Raw genomic sequence first — 15,546 nt, forward strand, 5'->3', positions numbered from 1 at the left:
ACCATGTTAACCGCTGCCAAGAATCTGCTGCGCGATTGGCGCGATCAGATGCAACTGACCCCTGCCGCCAAGGCCGAAATTGCCCGCGACAAAGCCGGGGTGCCCAGTCAAGACCCGGGCATCGAGCCCGCTGTCCATGCCGCCATCCAATGGCTGAAGCGTGCGCAGGATCAGTCCGCCTCCAATGATGGGGGTGTGGCACGGGATTACAGCTTGATCAAAGGCTGGGGGGTGTCCTATCCAGAAACCACGGGTTACATCATCCCGACCATGATCGACTATGCCAAGCGTTATGACGACCCGGACTCGATCGACCGCGCCCGTCGCATGCTCGATTGGTTGGTCAGCATTCAATTCCCAGAGGGTGGCTTCATGGGGGGGCGCATCAACGCTGATGTCCGGGTGCCGGTCACCTTCAATACCGGGCAGATCCTATTGGGCCTGGCGGCAGGGGTGGCCGAATTCGGAGAGATCTATCGCCAGCCGATGCGCAAGGCGGCCAATTGGTTACGTGATTCGCTCGACCCAGATGGCTGCTGGCGTAAGCATGCCACCCCCTTTGCCAAGGCAGGTGACAAGACCTATGAAACCCATGTTTCCTGGGGCTTGTTCGAAGCTGCACGGGTTGACCCGGAGCAAGGCTACGCTGAGGCGGCCATGAAACAGGTCAATTGGGCGCTGACCCAACAGCAGCCCAATGGCTGGCTGGCCAATTGTTGCCTGACCAACCCTGATACGCCATTGACCCATACGCTGGGCTATGCGCTACGCGGCTTCATGGAGGCGCATCGTTTTACCAAGGATGATGCCGTATTGGCCAAAGCCATCAAGACTGCCGATGGCCTGATGTCTGCACTGCAGCCAGATGGCTTCATTCCTGGCATGTTGAAGCCGAATTGGCAGGGCGCTGTCACTTGGTCCTGCCTGACTGGAGAGGTGCAGATCGCTCATAGCTGGTTGATGCTGTATGCGCTGACTGGCGAGACGAAATATCGTGATGCCGCTGCCCTGGCCAACCGCTATGTCCGCCGCACCATGCGGCTGGATGGCCCGGTGGATACATTGGGCGCGGTGAAGGGATCATTCCCGGTCAGTGGTGCCTATGGTGAATTCCAGTATCTGAACTGGGCACCGAAATTCATGATCGACTCCAACCTGCTCGAACTGGATATCTGTCATCGTGGCTAAACTGATCCAATCGCTGAAACAGTGGGTGAAAGGCGTGCTGTCCGCCCAGCATGCCAAAAAGCGCGAAGCCGAGATCAAGGCCGAGGCCCCACACATCACCAAGACCATGATTGTTGAGGGATTGCGGGCGATGGGCATCGTGCCGGGGGATGTGGTGATGCTGCATTCCTCGCTCAAAAGTCTGGGTTATGTGGATGGTGGTGCGCAAGCTGTGCTGGAGGCGGTGCATGAGGCGGTCAGCCCAGGCGGCACCTTGGTGGTGCCTACTTACTATCTGCCCGGCGGGACGATCTACAACACCTGTCAGATGACTGATTATGTGTTTGACCCACGGGAGCATGGCTCCAACCTGGGGGCCTTGCCAGACACCTTCCTGAAGATGCCGGGCATTCGCCGCAGCATCCACCCGACCCATTCGGTATCCGCCCTGGGCCCGCAGGCGGAATACATCGTCAGCACCCATCATCTTGCACCGTCCATCTTTGGTGAGGGGTCGCCATGGGAACGTTGCCTGCAGGTGAATGCCAAGGTGCTCGGGCTGGGTATCACCATGGGGCCGGTCACTTTCTACCATCTGCTGGAAGACATGTGGCTGGACCGCTTTCCCTTGCCGGTGCGCCTGCCTGAGGTCTTCAAGCTGAAATGCCGGGACTGGGAAGGCCAACTGATCGAGGTGCCCGTCACGCCGCTCGATCCGCAATACAACCCGCGTCGGATCGACAACAAAGCGCGGGCGGATCTGCAGCAGTTTTTCATGGATGACTTCAGTCGAGTGGGTATTTTGAAGCCTGGTAAGGTGGGCGAGGCCAGTGCCTGGTATGTGACGGCACAGGATTTCTATGCCCGCCTGGAATGGCTGGCGGCACGTGGCATCACCATCTACGCCGAGCCAGAACAGATCGCCAAACCGGTTCTGGAATGAGTAATCTACGTTCGCAAGTGGTATCGGGCCTGCGTTGGACGGCAGGTGCGCGGATCGTGTCACAGGTCTTCACCTGGGCGATGACCATCATTGTCATCCGGCTGCTGACACCGGGTGACTATGGCCTGTTGGCCATGGCCAATATCTTCGTGGCCTTTCTGATGCTGATGTCCGAGATCGGTCTGGGGCTGTCGATCGTGCAGGCGGATAAGGTCGAGCTGCCGGAGCTGCGGCAGATCTTCGGTTTGGTCATCCTCTCCAACATGAGCTTGTGCGTGTTGTTGTTGGTGTTGGCGCCATTGATTGCCAGCTTTTTCAACGAGCCGCGCCTGACCATGGTGATTCAGGCGCTGGCGGCGCAGTTCCCGCTGGTCGCCTTGACCTCCATTCCCAAAGCCCTGCTGGAACGCAAGATGGACTTCAAACCTGCCTCGATGTTGGAGGCCATCAGCGCCATCATCAATGGGGTGGTGGTGCTGCTACTGGCCTATTGGGGCTATGGAGTGTGGGCGCTGGTGTGGGGCAATCTGGTCGGGCTGCTGCTGCGGGCGATCGGCTTTCAGATCATGTCGCCTTTTCGCGAGTGGCCTACCTTCAGCTTGGCAGGCATGCGGCGCTTTGTGTTTTTTGGCGGGCATGTCACGCTGGCCCGTATGTTGTGGTTTTTTTATTCACAGGTTGATTCCTTCATCGTCGGCAAATTGCTGGGCAAAGAGCCGCTGGGTATCTATTCGGTGTCCATGCATCTGGCTGGATTACCAGTGGCGCGGGTGTCGTCGGTGTTGAATCAGGTTGCCATGCCAGCCTTCTCACGGGTGCAGAATGACCTGGGCGCAGCCAGTGCCCACTTTCTGAAAGCAGCACGGCTGATGGCGTTCGTGGTGTTCCCCGTATCATGGGGAATGTCGGCGGTCGCACCAGAGCTGGTCGATCTGCTGATGGGTAAGCATTGGGCGGGCGCGGCCATGCCGTTGCTATTGCTGTGCCTGATCATGCCGTTTCGCATGTTGAGCAGCATGATTCCGGCTGCAGTACAGGGATTGGGCAGGCCAGAGGTGTCGGTGATGAATCAGATCTCCGCCTGTGTGGTCATGCCGATAGCGTTCGTGATCGGCTCGCAGTGGGGCCTGCTGGGAATCAGCATTGCCTGGGTATTGGGCTTCCCGCTGGTGCTGTTGGGCAATCTGTTCCGGGCCATGCCGGTGGTGGGGCTGACCGTGTGGCAATTGGTGCGCAGCCAGGTCCCCCCGGCCATCTGCGCCGGTGGCATGTGGGGCGCGGTGGAATTGCTCAGGTTGGTGGTGGGCGACTTGGCGCTCATTCCACGGCTGTCGCTGCTGGTTGCCAGCGGCGGCGCCATGTACGTGTTGTTGGCTTGGTCGATCAACCGGGCCGGCTGCCAGGAGGCGCTCGGTTTTTTCCGGCGCAAGGGCTGAGATGTCAACCACGCACGCACCCCTGCAACCGGCCACCCGCATCAATGTGGTGGAAGCGGCACGGGGGCTGTGCGCTGGCTATGTGGTGCTGGCTCATGTGTTTCAAATCCTGGGCTATAAATACTCGCTGTTGGGGGCAGCGCCCTTGCTGGTGGACCTGGCTTCGGGCTACCCACACGAGGCGGTGCTGTTCTTCTTCCTGCTGTCGGGCTTCAGTATCCACTATGCCAGCATGGATCGTCCGCTGAATCACACGGCAGGTGTCTGGCACTATCTCTACCTACGCTTGCGCCGGGTCTATCCGATTTTTCTGGTTGCCGTGGCGGGCATTTTTGGTCTGTATGGCTTGGGCCTGATGCTGGGAGTGCCGCATTATCAGCAGATCTGGCAGACACTGCGCTGGCAGGATGTGCTGGCCACTGTGACATTTGTGGCGGATCGTGTTACCGCTTGTGGCCGAATCGCAACCGTGTTGCCAACCAATCCCCCATTCTGGTCGCTATCGTATGAGATGTTCTATTACCTGCTGTACCCCGCCTTCTGGTGGGTGTCGCAGCGGCGCTCCATCTGGGCCATGGTCTGGCTGGGGGCCGGTATCAGTGTGGCGGCGGTAGTGATCGGGGCCTGGCAATGTGGGCATGGGTCGAATGTATTGGGCCTGTACTATGTGTGGTGTCTGGGCGCGTTGGTGGCGGAATACAAACGGCGCGGGCTCATCCTGCCCATCCCTCGTCCGATTGTATATGTGCTGCCCTATCTGGCCATGCTGGTCGTATGGTTGATTGCGCAATCACGGTTGGTGGCCTTCGAAACTCCCTTTTGGGTGACCGCTTTCTTTGTGGTGCTGGCCTACCCGGTTTCGCAGGCCCGATCCCAGCTGTTGTCAGGTTGGCGCAAAGCCATGGTTTTGGCCGTCATCCTGGGGGGATGGTTGGCGGTGGTGGGCCTGACGCAGTTCAAATCTGTCGCTGATAACATGCTAGTGTTTCATCAACGACTGGTGTTGTTCTCGTTGATCTGGCTAGGGTTGGTCATCAGCGATGGTCAGCCTTGGCGGGCTTCGTTCACTCGTTGGCTGATAGAGCGATTGTATGGTTTGGGCGGTATCTCCTATGCCTTGTATCTGATCCATTACCCCGCCCTGGTCTGGATGCGGGAGTGGACGCTCCATCAAGGCTTGGCTATTCATTGGGGGCTGACAGTGATTCCGCTGGTGCTGCTGGCGGCTTGGTGGTTGGAGCGCTGGCTGCAACCACGGCTGGTGCCCTGGTTGGACAAGGCATTCAAGGTATTGCCCACGCAGAAAGCTGCGGCAGCCACGTGAATGTATCGAGCAGGGGCGGCCTATTGGCCAAGTAGGTGTTGGGTGGTGTAGGTATCGGCGTGCCGGATGTCATTCAGTCGGCGCGATGTTGTGTAGCATGGCCTGCTGGTGACTGCTGGCAGCGTCATTTCATAGGTGGCATTCAGCCAAGTGTGTTGTCGTCATGCGTGACCTTTTACTCGTCGGTTTTATCCTGGGTTCGGTGCCCTTCATCCTCAAGCGCCCTTGGATCGGCGCTGTCATGTGGGCATGGGTGAGCCTGATGAACCCACACCGTTTCACCTGGGGGTTTGCTTACAACTTCCAGGTTGCCATGATCGTCGGTGCAGCAACATTGTTGTCGTTGGTCATGCATCTCAAAGAGGTCAAAGCCCCACCCAGAAACGCTGCCATGGTCGCACTGGGCATCTTTGTCCTGTGGCTCAACATCACCTTGCCATTTTCATTCAATTTGAATGAGGTCTATGGCATGTGGGACAAGGTGATGAAAATCATGCTGATGCTGTTCGTGACGGGCATGTTGATCATCGAGAAAAAGCAGATTCAAGTGCTGATCTGGGTGGTGGCACTCTCCATTGGTTTATTGGGTTTGAAGGGGGGGATCTTTACCGTATTGCAAGGCGGCGAGAACCGCGTGTGGGGGCCAGCGGGCTCTTTCATCGAGGGCAACAACGAAATCGGTTTGGCCTTCATCATGGCGATCCCATTGATGTATTACCTGCATGAACAAGTCACGGACAAACGTATCCGCTGGGGAGTATTGGTCTGCATTGGCAGCAGTGCCGCTGCAGCGTTGGGCACCCACTCGCGGGGTGCATTACTGGCCATTGCCGCGATGACTTTCTTCCTGTGGCTGAAAAGCCCGCGTAAGTTATTGAATGGGTTCATCATCCTGCTGCTGTCGCCATTGCTTTACTTCTTCATGCCTGACAAGTGGCATGACCGGATGGCCACGATTGAAACCTATGAGGAAGATGCTTCCGCCATGGGGCGGATCAATGCCTGGAAAATGGCGTATAACCTGGCGTCTGACAACTTCTTTGGTGGAGGTTTCCAGATCTACGACGGCAATACCTTCGCGCGTTATGCACCCGTCCCTGAAGATGTGCATGCTGCGCACAGCGTCTATTTCCAGATATTGGGCGAGCATGGCTTTGTCGGCCTGTTCCTGTACCTGCTGGTCGGCTTTCTCACTTGGCGCCTGGCCAATCGACTGATCAAACAAACCGATGGCAAATCTGACCTGCGCTGGATATCGTTGTTCTGCCGGATGAGCCAGGTCAGTATCGCTGGGTTCGCCGTGGGCGGGGCCTTTTTGAGCTTGGCCTATTTCGATCTGACTTATTATCTGTTGATCATCATGAGCACCATGGATCGCTGGCTGAAAATGAACCCGATCACCACGGCCATCAAGCTGCCATTGGCAGCCGGGCAGGTGGGCCCATTGCAGACAGCCTCAACAGAAAGGCGGACATGATGACTGGTATGCTGACCCGCTTGATTGGTGGTCGTGGTCTCAAGCAAGGGCTGAATATTCTGATCTACCACCGCGTGCTGGATACGCAAGATCCTTTGTTTCCCGGTGAGCTGACCCGGCAGCAGTTTGAGTGGCATCTGCGTTGCCTGGCGCGGGAATTCAACGTATTGCCGCTCACAGAGGCCATCGAGCGCCTGCAAAAGAACAGCCTACCCACTGCCGCCGTCGCCATCACCTTCGACGACGGCTATGCGGACAACTACACCGTTGCCCTGCCGATGCTGCAACGGCACGGCTTGCCCGCGACTGTCTTTGTCGCCAGCGGCTATCTGGATGGTGGCATGATGTGGAATGAACGTGTCATCCACTGCATTCGTACCGCACCTGACGGCGAGATCGATCTACAGGCGCTCAATCTCGGCGCCCACCAGGTCAGCACGCCCGCCAGTCGTACCACCACCATCCGGCACCTGCTCGGCAAACTCAAATACCTTGATTGGCAGACCCGGGAAGATCAGGTCAATGCCCTGGTTGCCCACCTGGGCGTGACATTGCCAACCGACCAGATGATGACTTCCATGCAGCTGCGGGCCATGGCGGCATCAGGTATCGAGATCGGCGGCCATACCCGCCTGCACCCGATCCTGGCCACCCTGAGCCGTGAACAGGCCCGGCAGGAGATGGTCGATGGCCGTGATGAGCTCACCGCCCTGATCGGCTACCAGCCCAGGCTGTTTGCCTACCCCAACGGCAAGCCACGCCAGGACTATCATGCCGAGCACGCTGAGCTGGCTCGCGAGCTTGGCTTCACCGCCGCTGTCTCTACCGCCTGGGGCTGCGCCCGCAGCAACAGCCCTGTATTCCAGCTCCCCCGGTTCACACCTTGGGATCAATCACCATTCAAGTTCCAGCTACGCCTGGCCAGGAGTTTTCGTAGCCAGACACATGACGTGGTATGAGCCATTTCACGGCATGATCCCGAATTCGCACAGTCTCGGTTATGTATCAGCACATCCCAGATCATTTGCCACCTGCAAAGGCCCTCGATAGGTTTGGCTGATGCCGCAACAGGCCAGCACAGTTTTTGCATGTGTCGATCCATAACTGTAGCTGTGCGTGGTGCCGACACGGCCTTACACTGGGTGTTCATTCATTGACAAGGCATGGCCCCATGTTTTCCGAGCGCATCGAACGTCTATCGGGCTCGCTGATCCGCGAGATCCTGTCTCTCACTCAACGACCAGGCATGATTTCCTTTGCTGGCGGCCTCCCCGCCAGCCATATGATGCCTTGTTTCGATTTCACTCAACTGCCTGCCGAGCTTCGCCAGTATGGGCCCAGCGAAGGCGAGCCGATTCTGCGGGAAAAGATTGCTGAACATGTTCGGCAGCTGGGTATCCAGGCCACGGCTGAACAAGTGCTTGTCCTATCTGGCTCGCAACAGGCCCTCGACCTTGTTGCCAAATTATTCATCGACCCAGGTACGCCCATGCTGGTCGAGGCGCCAACCTATCTGGCCGCACTTCAGAACTTCAAGCTGTTTGGTGCAGACCTACACGAGCTGCCGCTGAGCGCGGCTGGCATCGACCCAGAACAATTGCGGCAGACGGCGCAACGCACCCGTCCAGCCTGCTGTTATCTGATCCCTACCTTTCAGAACCCATCGGGCTACTGCTACAGCCCTGAGACCCGTGCAGCGGTATCGCAGGTGTTGGATGATTTGATGCTCCCGTTGATTGAAGATGAACCCTATCGTGAACTTGCCTATGATGCCGTTGAGCGTCGCCCGCTTTGTGCCGGCTTGAAACAAGCGCCTTTCATCTATTGCGGAAGCTTCTCGAAAACGGCCACGCCAGGGCTTCGGGTGGGCTATCTGGTGGCCAGCCCCAAACTGATGCCGTATCTGATCAAGCTCAAGCAGGCCGCCGATCTGCATACCAATCGGGTAGGCCAGTATGTGCTGGCCAAGTGGCTGGATACGCCGGACTACCATGCGCATATCGCTACGATCCGGCAATACTACCGCCAACAGCGCGACACCATGATCGATGCCCTGAACCGGCATTGCCAAGAGCTGGCCGAGTGGGAGACACCGCCAGGCGGCTTGTTTATCTGGGCCCGTCTGAGGAAGCCGTTGGATACCCGAGAGATCCTGAAAACCACCATGGCCCGCAATGTCGCCTTCATGCCAGGCGAGCCCTTTTTTGCCACACCAGTGGATACAGCAGGGTGCATCCGGTTAAACTTCAGCCACGCGTCGGCAGACGCGGTTGAACAAGGCATCGCCATTATCAAAGACGCTTTACAGGACGCATTTGTCAACCTGAAAAGTTGATGTGCCGACCTTGACTTTCGATAAGTTGTTCACATAGTGCAAGAAAACGGGCAAACCAGAGGCTGGCAAGCAATCTGGCGCACAAATCAAATTCAAGTGTTTGATTTTAATCAAATTATTTTATTGCCGTTTTTTTGCACAATCTAATAAATGGCCTTTCAAGTTGAGAACTTGCTCCGTTTTTCACTCATATTCCACAAAGTTATCCACAGAAACTGTGGATTTCTTGAAAAGTGCTTGCCAGTGAACCACCTAGCGTAACTTGGTGAGAAATTACCGCAACATGACAATCTGAAATCGTTACGCATGACCATCGCCCGAATTGCTCTGGATGTCCCATTGGCTGGCCCTTTCGACTATCTGGCCCCCCAGCTGACCCAGGAGGATGTGGGCCGACGGGTCGTTGTGCCTTTCGGGCCCCGAAAAATGGTGGGTATTGTGCTGGACATCACCCCGCATAGTGATTACGATCCGGCCAAGCTCAAACCAATCAAGCTGGTGCATGCAGATATGCCGCCGCTTGCTGCCGATGTCTTGGCCACCTGCCAGTTCTGCTCAGATTATTATCACCACCCATTGGGCCAAGTCATTTTCACTGGCTTGCCTGGTCGCCTGCGGCAAATCGAGGCCTTTACCCGCCCTGCGGGCTCCCACTGGTGCCTCACTGAGCAGGGGGCGCATGCGCTGCCTTCGGCCATCACGCCGCGCGCCCGGGCGCAGGCCAAGCTGTTGGTAGCATTACAAGCCAACCCATTGGGTGCGGACCAAGCCCAGCATATCTCTGCCAATGCTCCGGCGATCTTGCGCAAATGGGCTGCAAACGGCTGGGTGCAGCGAATGACACCGGCCAGATCACCTTACCCCCATGCCCCAGCAAGCCCGTCCCTGACAGATGAGCAGCGCGCAGCGATTGATCTGGCCCAGTCACATGCTGGATTTCAAGTCATGTTGCTACATGGCGTAACCGGCAGCGGCAAAACAGAAGTCTACCTGCAGCTGATTGCCAAAGCGTTGGCTCAAAGTCGGCAGGCCCTGATTCTGGTGCCGGAGATCAATCTTACCCCGCAGCTGACCTTGCGCTTCAGTGAGCGATTCCCTGAGCGACGGATCGTCAGTCTGCATAGTGGCCTGGCTGATGGCGAACGGGCCGACAACTGGCTCGCGGCGCAATCGGGGGAAGCGGATATCATCCTAGGCACCAGGCTGGCGGTATTCACCCCCATTCCCAGGCTGGGCCTCATTGTCGTCGATGAAGAGCATGACGGCTCCTTCAAGCAGCAGGAGGGCTTGCGCTACTCAGCCCGCGATGTTGCCATCTATCGTGCGCATGTGCGGGACGTGCCAATCATCCTTGGCTCGGCTACTCCCTCGCTCGAAACCTATCACAACGCTCAGACAGGTCGGTACCGATATGCCAAGCTCAGCCGACGCGCTGTACAGTCCGCCCGGCTCCCCACCATCCAAACCATCGATACCAGCCGACTGCTTTTGCAGGACGGGCTGTCCGATCCATTGGTCAATGCGCTGCACGCCAGACTGCAAGCCGGCGAACAGAGCTTGGTATTCATCAATCGGCGCGGATACTCACCTGTACTATTCTGTGGGGAATGTGGCTGGATCGCAGGCTGCAAGCGCTGCTCTGCCCGATTGGTCGTCCACCTGCGTGCGCGCCAATTGCGATGCCACCTCTGCGGGCATGAAGAGCCCATCGTCAGCGCCTGCCCAGACTGCGGCAATCAGGACATCCGCCCGCTTGGCGTGGGCACGCAGCGCATCGAGGCCGCGCTGGCCGACCGGTTGCCCGAAGCCCGCATCATCCGGGTCGATCGAGATGTCACCCGCCGGAAAGAAGCCTTCACAGATATCCTGTCCGATATTCATCAAGGCAAGGCCGATATCCTGATCGGTACCCAGATGCTGGCAAAAGGCCATGATTTCCCGAATCTCTCTCTGGTATGCGTGCTGAATGCCGATAGCGGGTTATACAGCGCCGATTTTCGCGCCACAGAAAAACTGTTTGCACTCTTGTTGCAAGTGTCAGGCCGCGCCGGTCGCGCTGAGATTCCCGGGGAGGTCTTGATCCAGACACAATTTCCCAATCACCCGTTACTGCATGCATTGATCACCCACGACTTTGACAGCTACGCCAGGCGCCTACTGACGGAGCGCCAACAAGCGCAATTCCCGCCCTTCGTCTATCAAGCCATACTTCGCGCCGAAGCCCCCGACATCGATCAAGCCATCGCCTTTCTCGACCGTGCCAAAGCCCTGGCCGAGCAACTTGACTCCCCCGTCACCTTGTTCGACCCCGTGCCATCACCATTGTCCAGGCTGGCAGGGCTCGAACGCGCCCAGCTGTTGGTGCAACACCCATCCAGAAACATCCTGCAGACCCTGCTGAAGCACTGGCTCCCCCATCTGCACGCCTTGAGCGACCGCCAGATCCGCTGGATTATCGACATCGACCCACAAGACCTGTGACCGCGCCTACCACTTAAACCACGCTGCCGTCCAAGGCCGACACACACGACTCATACTCAAGCTGTTAGCCCCTCATAAGGCAAGTGTTAAATTTTGCAACGACCACCTTGCCACGTTGAAAAACCCCGCTAAAATGCCATTCGAATATTCAGACATTGCTCTCCGCACTCAATAATCCACTCGGAGCACCCATGCACCCAGTCGTCCGTCTAGCCCTCGCCGGGCTGATCGCCTCACTCGGCAGCGTTGAAGCAGAAACCACACCAGGCACCGCACTGGATGTCAAAGTCACCCGCCAAGGTGAGGAAGTGATCGTAGACTGCGACATGCATACCGACGTCAGCCAAGAAGAAGCCTGGGCCGTTTTGACCGACTTCGATCACATGGCACGCTTTGTACCCAACGTGCAGGAAAGCACCATCATCGAAAAGAAAGGCGAACAGCTACGCGTTCACCAAAAAGGACGAGCCCGATACGGCCTGCTCAGCTTCGGCTTCGAATCCGTACGGGACATCGAACTCAAACCCATCTCAGAAATCCGCTCGAAAGCAATCAGCGGCAATGTCAAATCAATGAACGGCGTCACTCGTCTTTCTCAAGATGGCCATGGCAGCACCCACATCACCTTCCATTCCGTCAGCGTCCCTGGCGTCTGGATACCACCCGGCGTCGGCATTGCTTTCATCAAAAACGAAATTTCCGAGCAATTTCAAGGCATGCTTACTGAAATGAAACGCCGCCAGCCCCCAAGCATGACCGAGCAAAAACAAGCACACCAAAAATTCTCACACGATTTTGAAAAAAACTCTTGACGCAAAAAGCTCGATAGTATTTAATGGCGACCTCTCGACGGCCAAGTAGCTCAGTTGGTAGAGCAGAGGACTGAAAATCCTTGTGTCGGTGGTTCGATTCCGCCCTTGGCCACCAAAATTCAGCGCCCAACTGTTCTCAGTTGGGCGTTTTCATTTGTGCTTCCCGCATGACACGCGGGGTTCCCGCACATTCTGCGTGTGCGACCGGGGTCCTATGGCCTGGCAGGAACATCCCCGGTTGCCCTCCATTCCGCCCTCTCTTCTCTCGAAATCGGCGCTAACTTCTTCGCCGTGGCACACGCAGACGGCGCTGTTCGTCAACCACTTATGCGTGCGCCGACGGGAATGGTTGGCTCGCGGGTTTGCACGAGCAAAGCAGAACGGCAAACCCGCGAGGCCAGCCTCCACGTCAACCCTTGGGCGGGAACGGATCGTCACCGTAGCTGTTGCGCTCACGGATCTGGCCGTTCCGCCCTTGGATGAGCATCTCGCTCTGCTGGTTGATGGCGATGTCCCGCGCACGGTCAATCGCCTGTTGCTGCGTGTCATGGATGGAGGTGAGACGGTCGTTGCCTTCTCCCCGCACACCCCACTGATCACCGCCGTTGATGGGTACGACCCATTGGTTCTTTCCGCCCATTTCAATCTCTCCAAAAAAATGAAAAAGTCAGGCTCTTGAAGTCGGCGCGAGCCAGGCGCTTCGGTGCTGAATTCATGTCATGACGTTCGCCCCCTTTCCAGTTGCCGAACACGGCATCGCATACAGTCCAGCGCGTTGCTGTGTGACGACGAGTGCCCCGTAGGCTGCCAGTCGAGCCTCGTGCTCCGGCTTGCCCTTGTCCTTCGACTTGATCTTGAACAGGTCAATCGGCTTGTCGCTCTTCTGGCCAGCGCGCTGCATGATCCTTTCGCCGTCCACCTCGGCACCCTTGAATGACCAGAGCGCTTCGAACACCTTGGCCTGACCTTGGGTGAATCGGATTGGTGTGGACTGCACATCCGGCAGCGTTGCCCACTTGAAGTCGGCCGAGAACGGCCCGTTCACTGGCGCGGCCGGATCGGCCACTGCTGGCACTGCAAACGGCACCGAGGGGATGAAGGTGATTACGCCGCCATAGAATGTGAAACGTTCATCCAGTGCCAGCCATTCCACGCTGGAGCCGAAGGGCGATCCACGCGTCGTGCGCGGCCTGGGAGTGATGACCCGGATGTTGCTTCCCGCCACCCGAATACGATCCAGCAAGGTCGGCTCATGCAGCACTCTCGTCAGATCTCGGGCCAGCACGACCGGAGAGCTGCGGGCATTACCGAGCCGCCAAGCACCGTCGCCCAAGTCATCGATGTCATCGCGGCTCTCGATGTCGAGCGCGAGGCGCATTTTCTGCCGCAGCCAGTCTTCGTCCAGGGCCAACGCCGCACCGTCGATTGCCTCGACAGGAACCTGGCCACACTCCGGGCACCGGCAGATCCGACCGCCCCTTCCATCGCCCCAGACCTGCGCCCGATGCTGCTGACAGTGGGGACAGAGCACAAAAAACTGATCCACCACTGTTGGCCTGACGGCTTTGCCGAGCATAGACAAAGCAGATACCTCGCGTGGCGACAGCGTGGCACGCAGCACCGGCGTGCCACCTGCGAACAGCCGGCAAACCAGGGCCCAGGCATCGTGCGTCGTCATTGGTCAGTCCTCGAAAGCGGATGAGGAACTGACTGGGTCGGTCTCTGGCGGCAACTCCTGGGCGCTGAGGGTCTGGCCCTTCTGCAAGATGCCCACCGCAACCAAGTAGCCTTCCAGCTGCGCCTGCATCTTCGCGTCGAACTTGTGCAGGTTCAGCCGCCCTTTGCTGGTCACTTCGATGGTGACCACCTTGGGGCGAGTCCTGCCCGGCTCGGGTGGGTAGTAGAGATTGACCTGCGCCGCCGTCACCGCCCACTGCCCCTCCAGCGGGCCCGGCAGCTTCTCCTTCAGCAAATCGTGCACCGAGCGTTGCTGGCTGGATTGCATCGCCGTGCATTCGATCTTCAGCGCCGTGTCAGGGCTGAGCAGGGTGAGTGCCTTCAACTGAACCATCGAGAAGCCGTCCTCGAACGCATCCGGCACATCGAACCCGGTGCGCAGCATCGACAGATCCAGAGTCGGCGACTTGATCTTGTGAGCGCTTGCTTTCACGCCCAGCACATGCTCCGCGAAGGCCTCGACCAGCATTTGCTGATACTTTGCGCCGCCGCGCACCAGCGTGCGCACTACACCGGTGGACTTGGCGTACTCCAGCACCATGTGGATGTTGGGGTTGCCGACCCGGCGTTTCAGGGTCGCTCCCTCGAACTCCAGGCGCAGCATCGCCATGTCCTTGACATGGACCGACAGCAGGAACACGCCCGGGCTGCGCTCGACCAAGTGCGCCACGCTGCCGTCTCCGCATTGGAGTTCGCGCTTGTAGAAGGCCGAGATGGCGTGACGCAACGCGGTCAGATTGGCATCCGAACCGTTCGGTTGGCGTTTCAGGCCAAGATCGTATTGCTGTGTCTGTTGCCCATGCTGTTCCCAAAAGCTGAAGTCATAGGCACGCTCGAACAGTGCCGGGTGGTGGACGTAGAGCCAGAAGGAACGATGGATGTCGCTTGCACACAGCGTCAAACCCGCCAAAGCGGCACCGTCGGTCACGGCCGCCTCAAACATCGCCTGCTTACCAGCCGCATCGCCCAACTGAACGCTGGCCATGAGGTTGGCCGTCATCCGGTCGCGGGCAGCAATGTCGGGCCAGACTTTGACCGCTTCGACCAGAAACTGGCTGGTCTCCGGTGTGTCATCCCAGGCAAAGCCATCGGGCACAGGCAGGCTATGGGTGGTCAGGAAGTCGCGCAGCGTGGCGTCCACCGGCAGCTCGAGCATCACGTCGACAAAGGTCTTCTTCATCTTGATCGTCCTTTCTGGATCGGCGTCGAAGGTCTGCGACCGATGTACGGACTGCACTGGCCAGCGACTAGGTTACTGAACACGCACCCCACACAAGTAAAGCAGCGAGATACAAGCGCGATTCTGAACCTCAGATTTCCGCTTGTCAATCAAAGCGGCACATCTAGACCTTATTTGTATCTCGCGGCTATACTAGCGGTCTTGTTTTTGTTAACTGACTGTTTTCCCCTACAGGAGCATCGCTATGGCTTCAGCGTTCGGAGCACGCCTGCGACGCTTACGCGAGGCGAAGAAATTGACCTTGCAACAGGTCGCCGACGAAGTCGGCTGTACCAAGGCGTATATATGGGAACTGGAAATGAAGGACGGCCAGCGTCCATCCGCTGAACGGGTCCAGGCCTTGGCCAGGGTGCTGGGCGTGACGATGGAGGACATCATGGGCGAGCCCATTGAACAGGTTCCTCAGGCCAGTCCAGAAGATGTGGCCTTCTTCCGCGAGTACGCTGGAATGACGGACGAGGAGAAGGATCGTTACCGTCAGGCACTCAAAATCATGTTCCCCGACAAGAACTAAGGCGGTCTGACAATTGAGCTCATCCCAGCCCCTAACTGGTTCCATCGCGGCCAGCACCGTCTTGAGATGGTTGCGGGCGT

The 15,546-nt window shown here is 58.0% G+C and carries 13 protein-coding genes and 1 tRNA gene; 11 read left to right on the forward strand and 3 right to left on the reverse strand.

The genetic code is table 11. The annotated features are described in order from the left end of the window. Positions 1 to 3 precede the first annotated feature (3 nt). The 10 genes from HNQ59_RS10625 (at position 4) to HNQ59_RS10670 (ending at position 12,090) form a co-directional block, all read left to right on the forward strand. Positions 4 to 1,188 (forward strand): hypothetical protein, encoded by a 1,185-nt coding sequence (locus HNQ59_RS10625; protein WP_184038862.1) that lies wholly within the window; start codon positions 4 to 6, stop codon positions 1,186 to 1,188. Next, positions 1,181 to 2,110: an AAC(3) family N-acetyltransferase gene (locus HNQ59_RS10630; protein ID WP_184038864.1), complete on the forward strand. Its 930-nt coding sequence runs from the start codon at positions 1,181 to 1,183 to the stop codon at positions 2,108 to 2,110. Before HNQ59_RS10625 ends, HNQ59_RS10630 begins: the two co-directional genes overlap by 8 nt. After that, positions 2,107 to 3,546, forward strand: a complete 1,440-nt coding sequence (locus HNQ59_RS10635; protein WP_184038866.1) for a lipopolysaccharide biosynthesis protein — start codon at positions 2,107 to 2,109, stop codon at positions 3,544 to 3,546. Before HNQ59_RS10630 ends, HNQ59_RS10635 begins: the two co-directional genes overlap by 4 nt. A gap of 1 nt (position 3,547) precedes the next feature. Continuing rightward, positions 3,548 to 4,870 carry an acyltransferase family protein gene (locus HNQ59_RS10640; RefSeq protein ID WP_184038868.1) on the forward strand — a complete coding sequence of 441 codons (1,323 nt, stop codon included), beginning with the start codon at positions 3,548 to 3,550 and terminating at the stop codon, positions 4,868 to 4,870. A gap of 163 nt (positions 4,871 to 5,033) precedes the next feature. Continuing rightward, the gene (locus HNQ59_RS10645) at positions 5,034 to 6,347 is read left to right on the forward strand and encodes a putative O-glycosylation ligase, exosortase A system-associated (RefSeq protein ID WP_184038871.1); all 1,314 of its coding nucleotides are present in this window, start codon (positions 5,034 to 5,036) and stop codon (positions 6,345 to 6,347) included. Then, positions 6,344 to 7,306 carry a polysaccharide deacetylase family protein gene (locus HNQ59_RS10650; RefSeq protein ID WP_184038873.1) on the forward strand — a complete coding sequence of 321 codons (963 nt, stop codon included), beginning with the start codon at positions 6,344 to 6,346 and terminating at the stop codon, positions 7,304 to 7,306. Before HNQ59_RS10645 ends, HNQ59_RS10650 begins: the two co-directional genes overlap by 4 nt. Positions 7,307 to 7,518: 212 nt before the next feature. After that, complete coding sequence (locus tag HNQ59_RS10655) at positions 7,519 to 8,682, forward strand: aminotransferase-like domain-containing protein (protein ID WP_184038875.1); 1,164 nt, start codon at positions 7,519 to 7,521, stop codon at positions 8,680 to 8,682. A 306-nt stretch (positions 8,683 to 8,988) separates the two neighbouring features. Continuing rightward, entirely contained in the window at positions 8,989 to 11,163 is a 2,175-nt protein-coding gene (locus HNQ59_RS10660) for a primosomal protein N' (protein ID WP_184038877.1), read from the forward strand. 326 nt (positions 11,164 to 11,489) lie between these two features. Beyond that, entirely contained in the window at positions 11,490 to 11,975 is a 486-nt protein-coding gene (locus tag HNQ59_RS10665) for an SRPBCC family protein (protein ID WP_184038879.1), read from the forward strand. A gap of 39 nt (positions 11,976 to 12,014) precedes the next feature. Further along, positions 12,015 to 12,090, forward strand: a tRNA-Phe gene (locus HNQ59_RS10670). Between the two features lie 294 nt (positions 12,091 to 12,384). Here the strand turns inward: HNQ59_RS10670 and HNQ59_RS10675 are convergent. From HNQ59_RS10675 to HNQ59_RS10685, 3 genes are all read right to left on the reverse strand, one after another. Further along, positions 12,385 to 12,615 (reverse strand): DUF2188 domain-containing protein, encoded by a 231-nt coding sequence (locus HNQ59_RS10675; protein WP_184038881.1) that lies wholly within the window; start codon positions 12,613 to 12,615, stop codon positions 12,385 to 12,387. Positions 12,616 to 12,687: 72 nt separating this feature from the next. Next, positions 12,688 to 13,653, reverse strand: a complete 966-nt coding sequence (locus HNQ59_RS10680) for a hypothetical protein (RefSeq protein WP_184038883.1) — start codon at positions 13,651 to 13,653, stop codon at positions 12,688 to 12,690. A 3-nt stretch (positions 13,654 to 13,656) separates the two neighbouring features. Next, positions 13,657 to 14,892, reverse strand: a complete 1,236-nt coding sequence (locus HNQ59_RS10685; RefSeq protein ID WP_184038886.1) for a hypothetical protein — start codon at positions 14,890 to 14,892, stop codon at positions 13,657 to 13,659. A 244-nt stretch (positions 14,893 to 15,136) separates the two neighbouring features. Between HNQ59_RS10685 and HNQ59_RS10690 the strand changes: the two genes are divergently transcribed. Continuing rightward, positions 15,137 to 15,466, forward strand: a complete 330-nt coding sequence (locus HNQ59_RS10690) for a helix-turn-helix domain-containing protein (protein ID WP_020200576.1) — start codon at positions 15,137 to 15,139, stop codon at positions 15,464 to 15,466. The last annotated feature ends 80 nt before the right edge of the window (positions 15,467 to 15,546 follow it).

This window comes from Chitinivorax tropicus (genome assembly GCF_014202905.1).
Classification (GTDB): domain Bacteria; phylum Pseudomonadota; class Gammaproteobacteria; order Burkholderiales; family SCOH01; genus Chitinivorax; species Chitinivorax tropicus.

Coding starts and splice junctions, on each gene's coding strand:
- HNQ59_RS10625 (WP_184038862.1), top strand. CDS start 4: ATGTTAACCGCTGCCAAGAATCTGCTGCGCGATTGGCGCGATCAGATG.
- HNQ59_RS10635 (WP_184038866.1), top strand. CDS start 2,107: ATGAGTAATCTACGTTCGCAAGTGGTATCGGGCCTGCGTTGGACGGCA.
- HNQ59_RS10640 (WP_184038868.1), top strand. CDS start 3,548: ATGTCAACCACGCACGCACCCCTGCAACCGGCCACCCGCATCAATGTG.
- HNQ59_RS10645 (WP_184038871.1), top strand. CDS start 5,034: ATGCGTGACCTTTTACTCGTCGGTTTTATCCTGGGTTCGGTGCCCTTC.
- HNQ59_RS10650 (WP_184038873.1), top strand. CDS start 6,344: ATGATGACTGGTATGCTGACCCGCTTGATTGGTGGTCGTGGTCTCAAG.
- HNQ59_RS10655 (WP_184038875.1), top strand. CDS start 7,519: ATGTTTTCCGAGCGCATCGAACGTCTATCGGGCTCGCTGATCCGCGAG.
- HNQ59_RS10660 (WP_184038877.1), top strand. CDS start 8,989: ATGACCATCGCCCGAATTGCTCTGGATGTCCCATTGGCTGGCCCTTTC.
- HNQ59_RS10665 (WP_184038879.1), top strand. CDS start 11,490: ATGCATACCGACGTCAGCCAAGAAGAAGCCTGGGCCGTTTTGACCGAC.
- HNQ59_RS10675 (WP_184038881.1), bottom strand. CDS start 12,615: ATGGGCGGAAAGAACCAATGGGTCGTACCCATCAACGGCGGTGATCAG.
- HNQ59_RS10680 (WP_184038883.1), bottom strand. CDS start 13,653: ATGACGACGCACGATGCCTGGGCCCTGGTTTGCCGGCTGTTCGCAGGT.
- HNQ59_RS10685 (WP_184038886.1), bottom strand. CDS start 14,892: ATGAAGAAGACCTTTGTCGACGTGATGCTCGAGCTGCCGGTGGACGCC.
- HNQ59_RS10690 (WP_020200576.1), top strand. CDS start 15,137: ATGGCTTCAGCGTTCGGAGCACGCCTGCGACGCTTACGCGAGGCGAAG.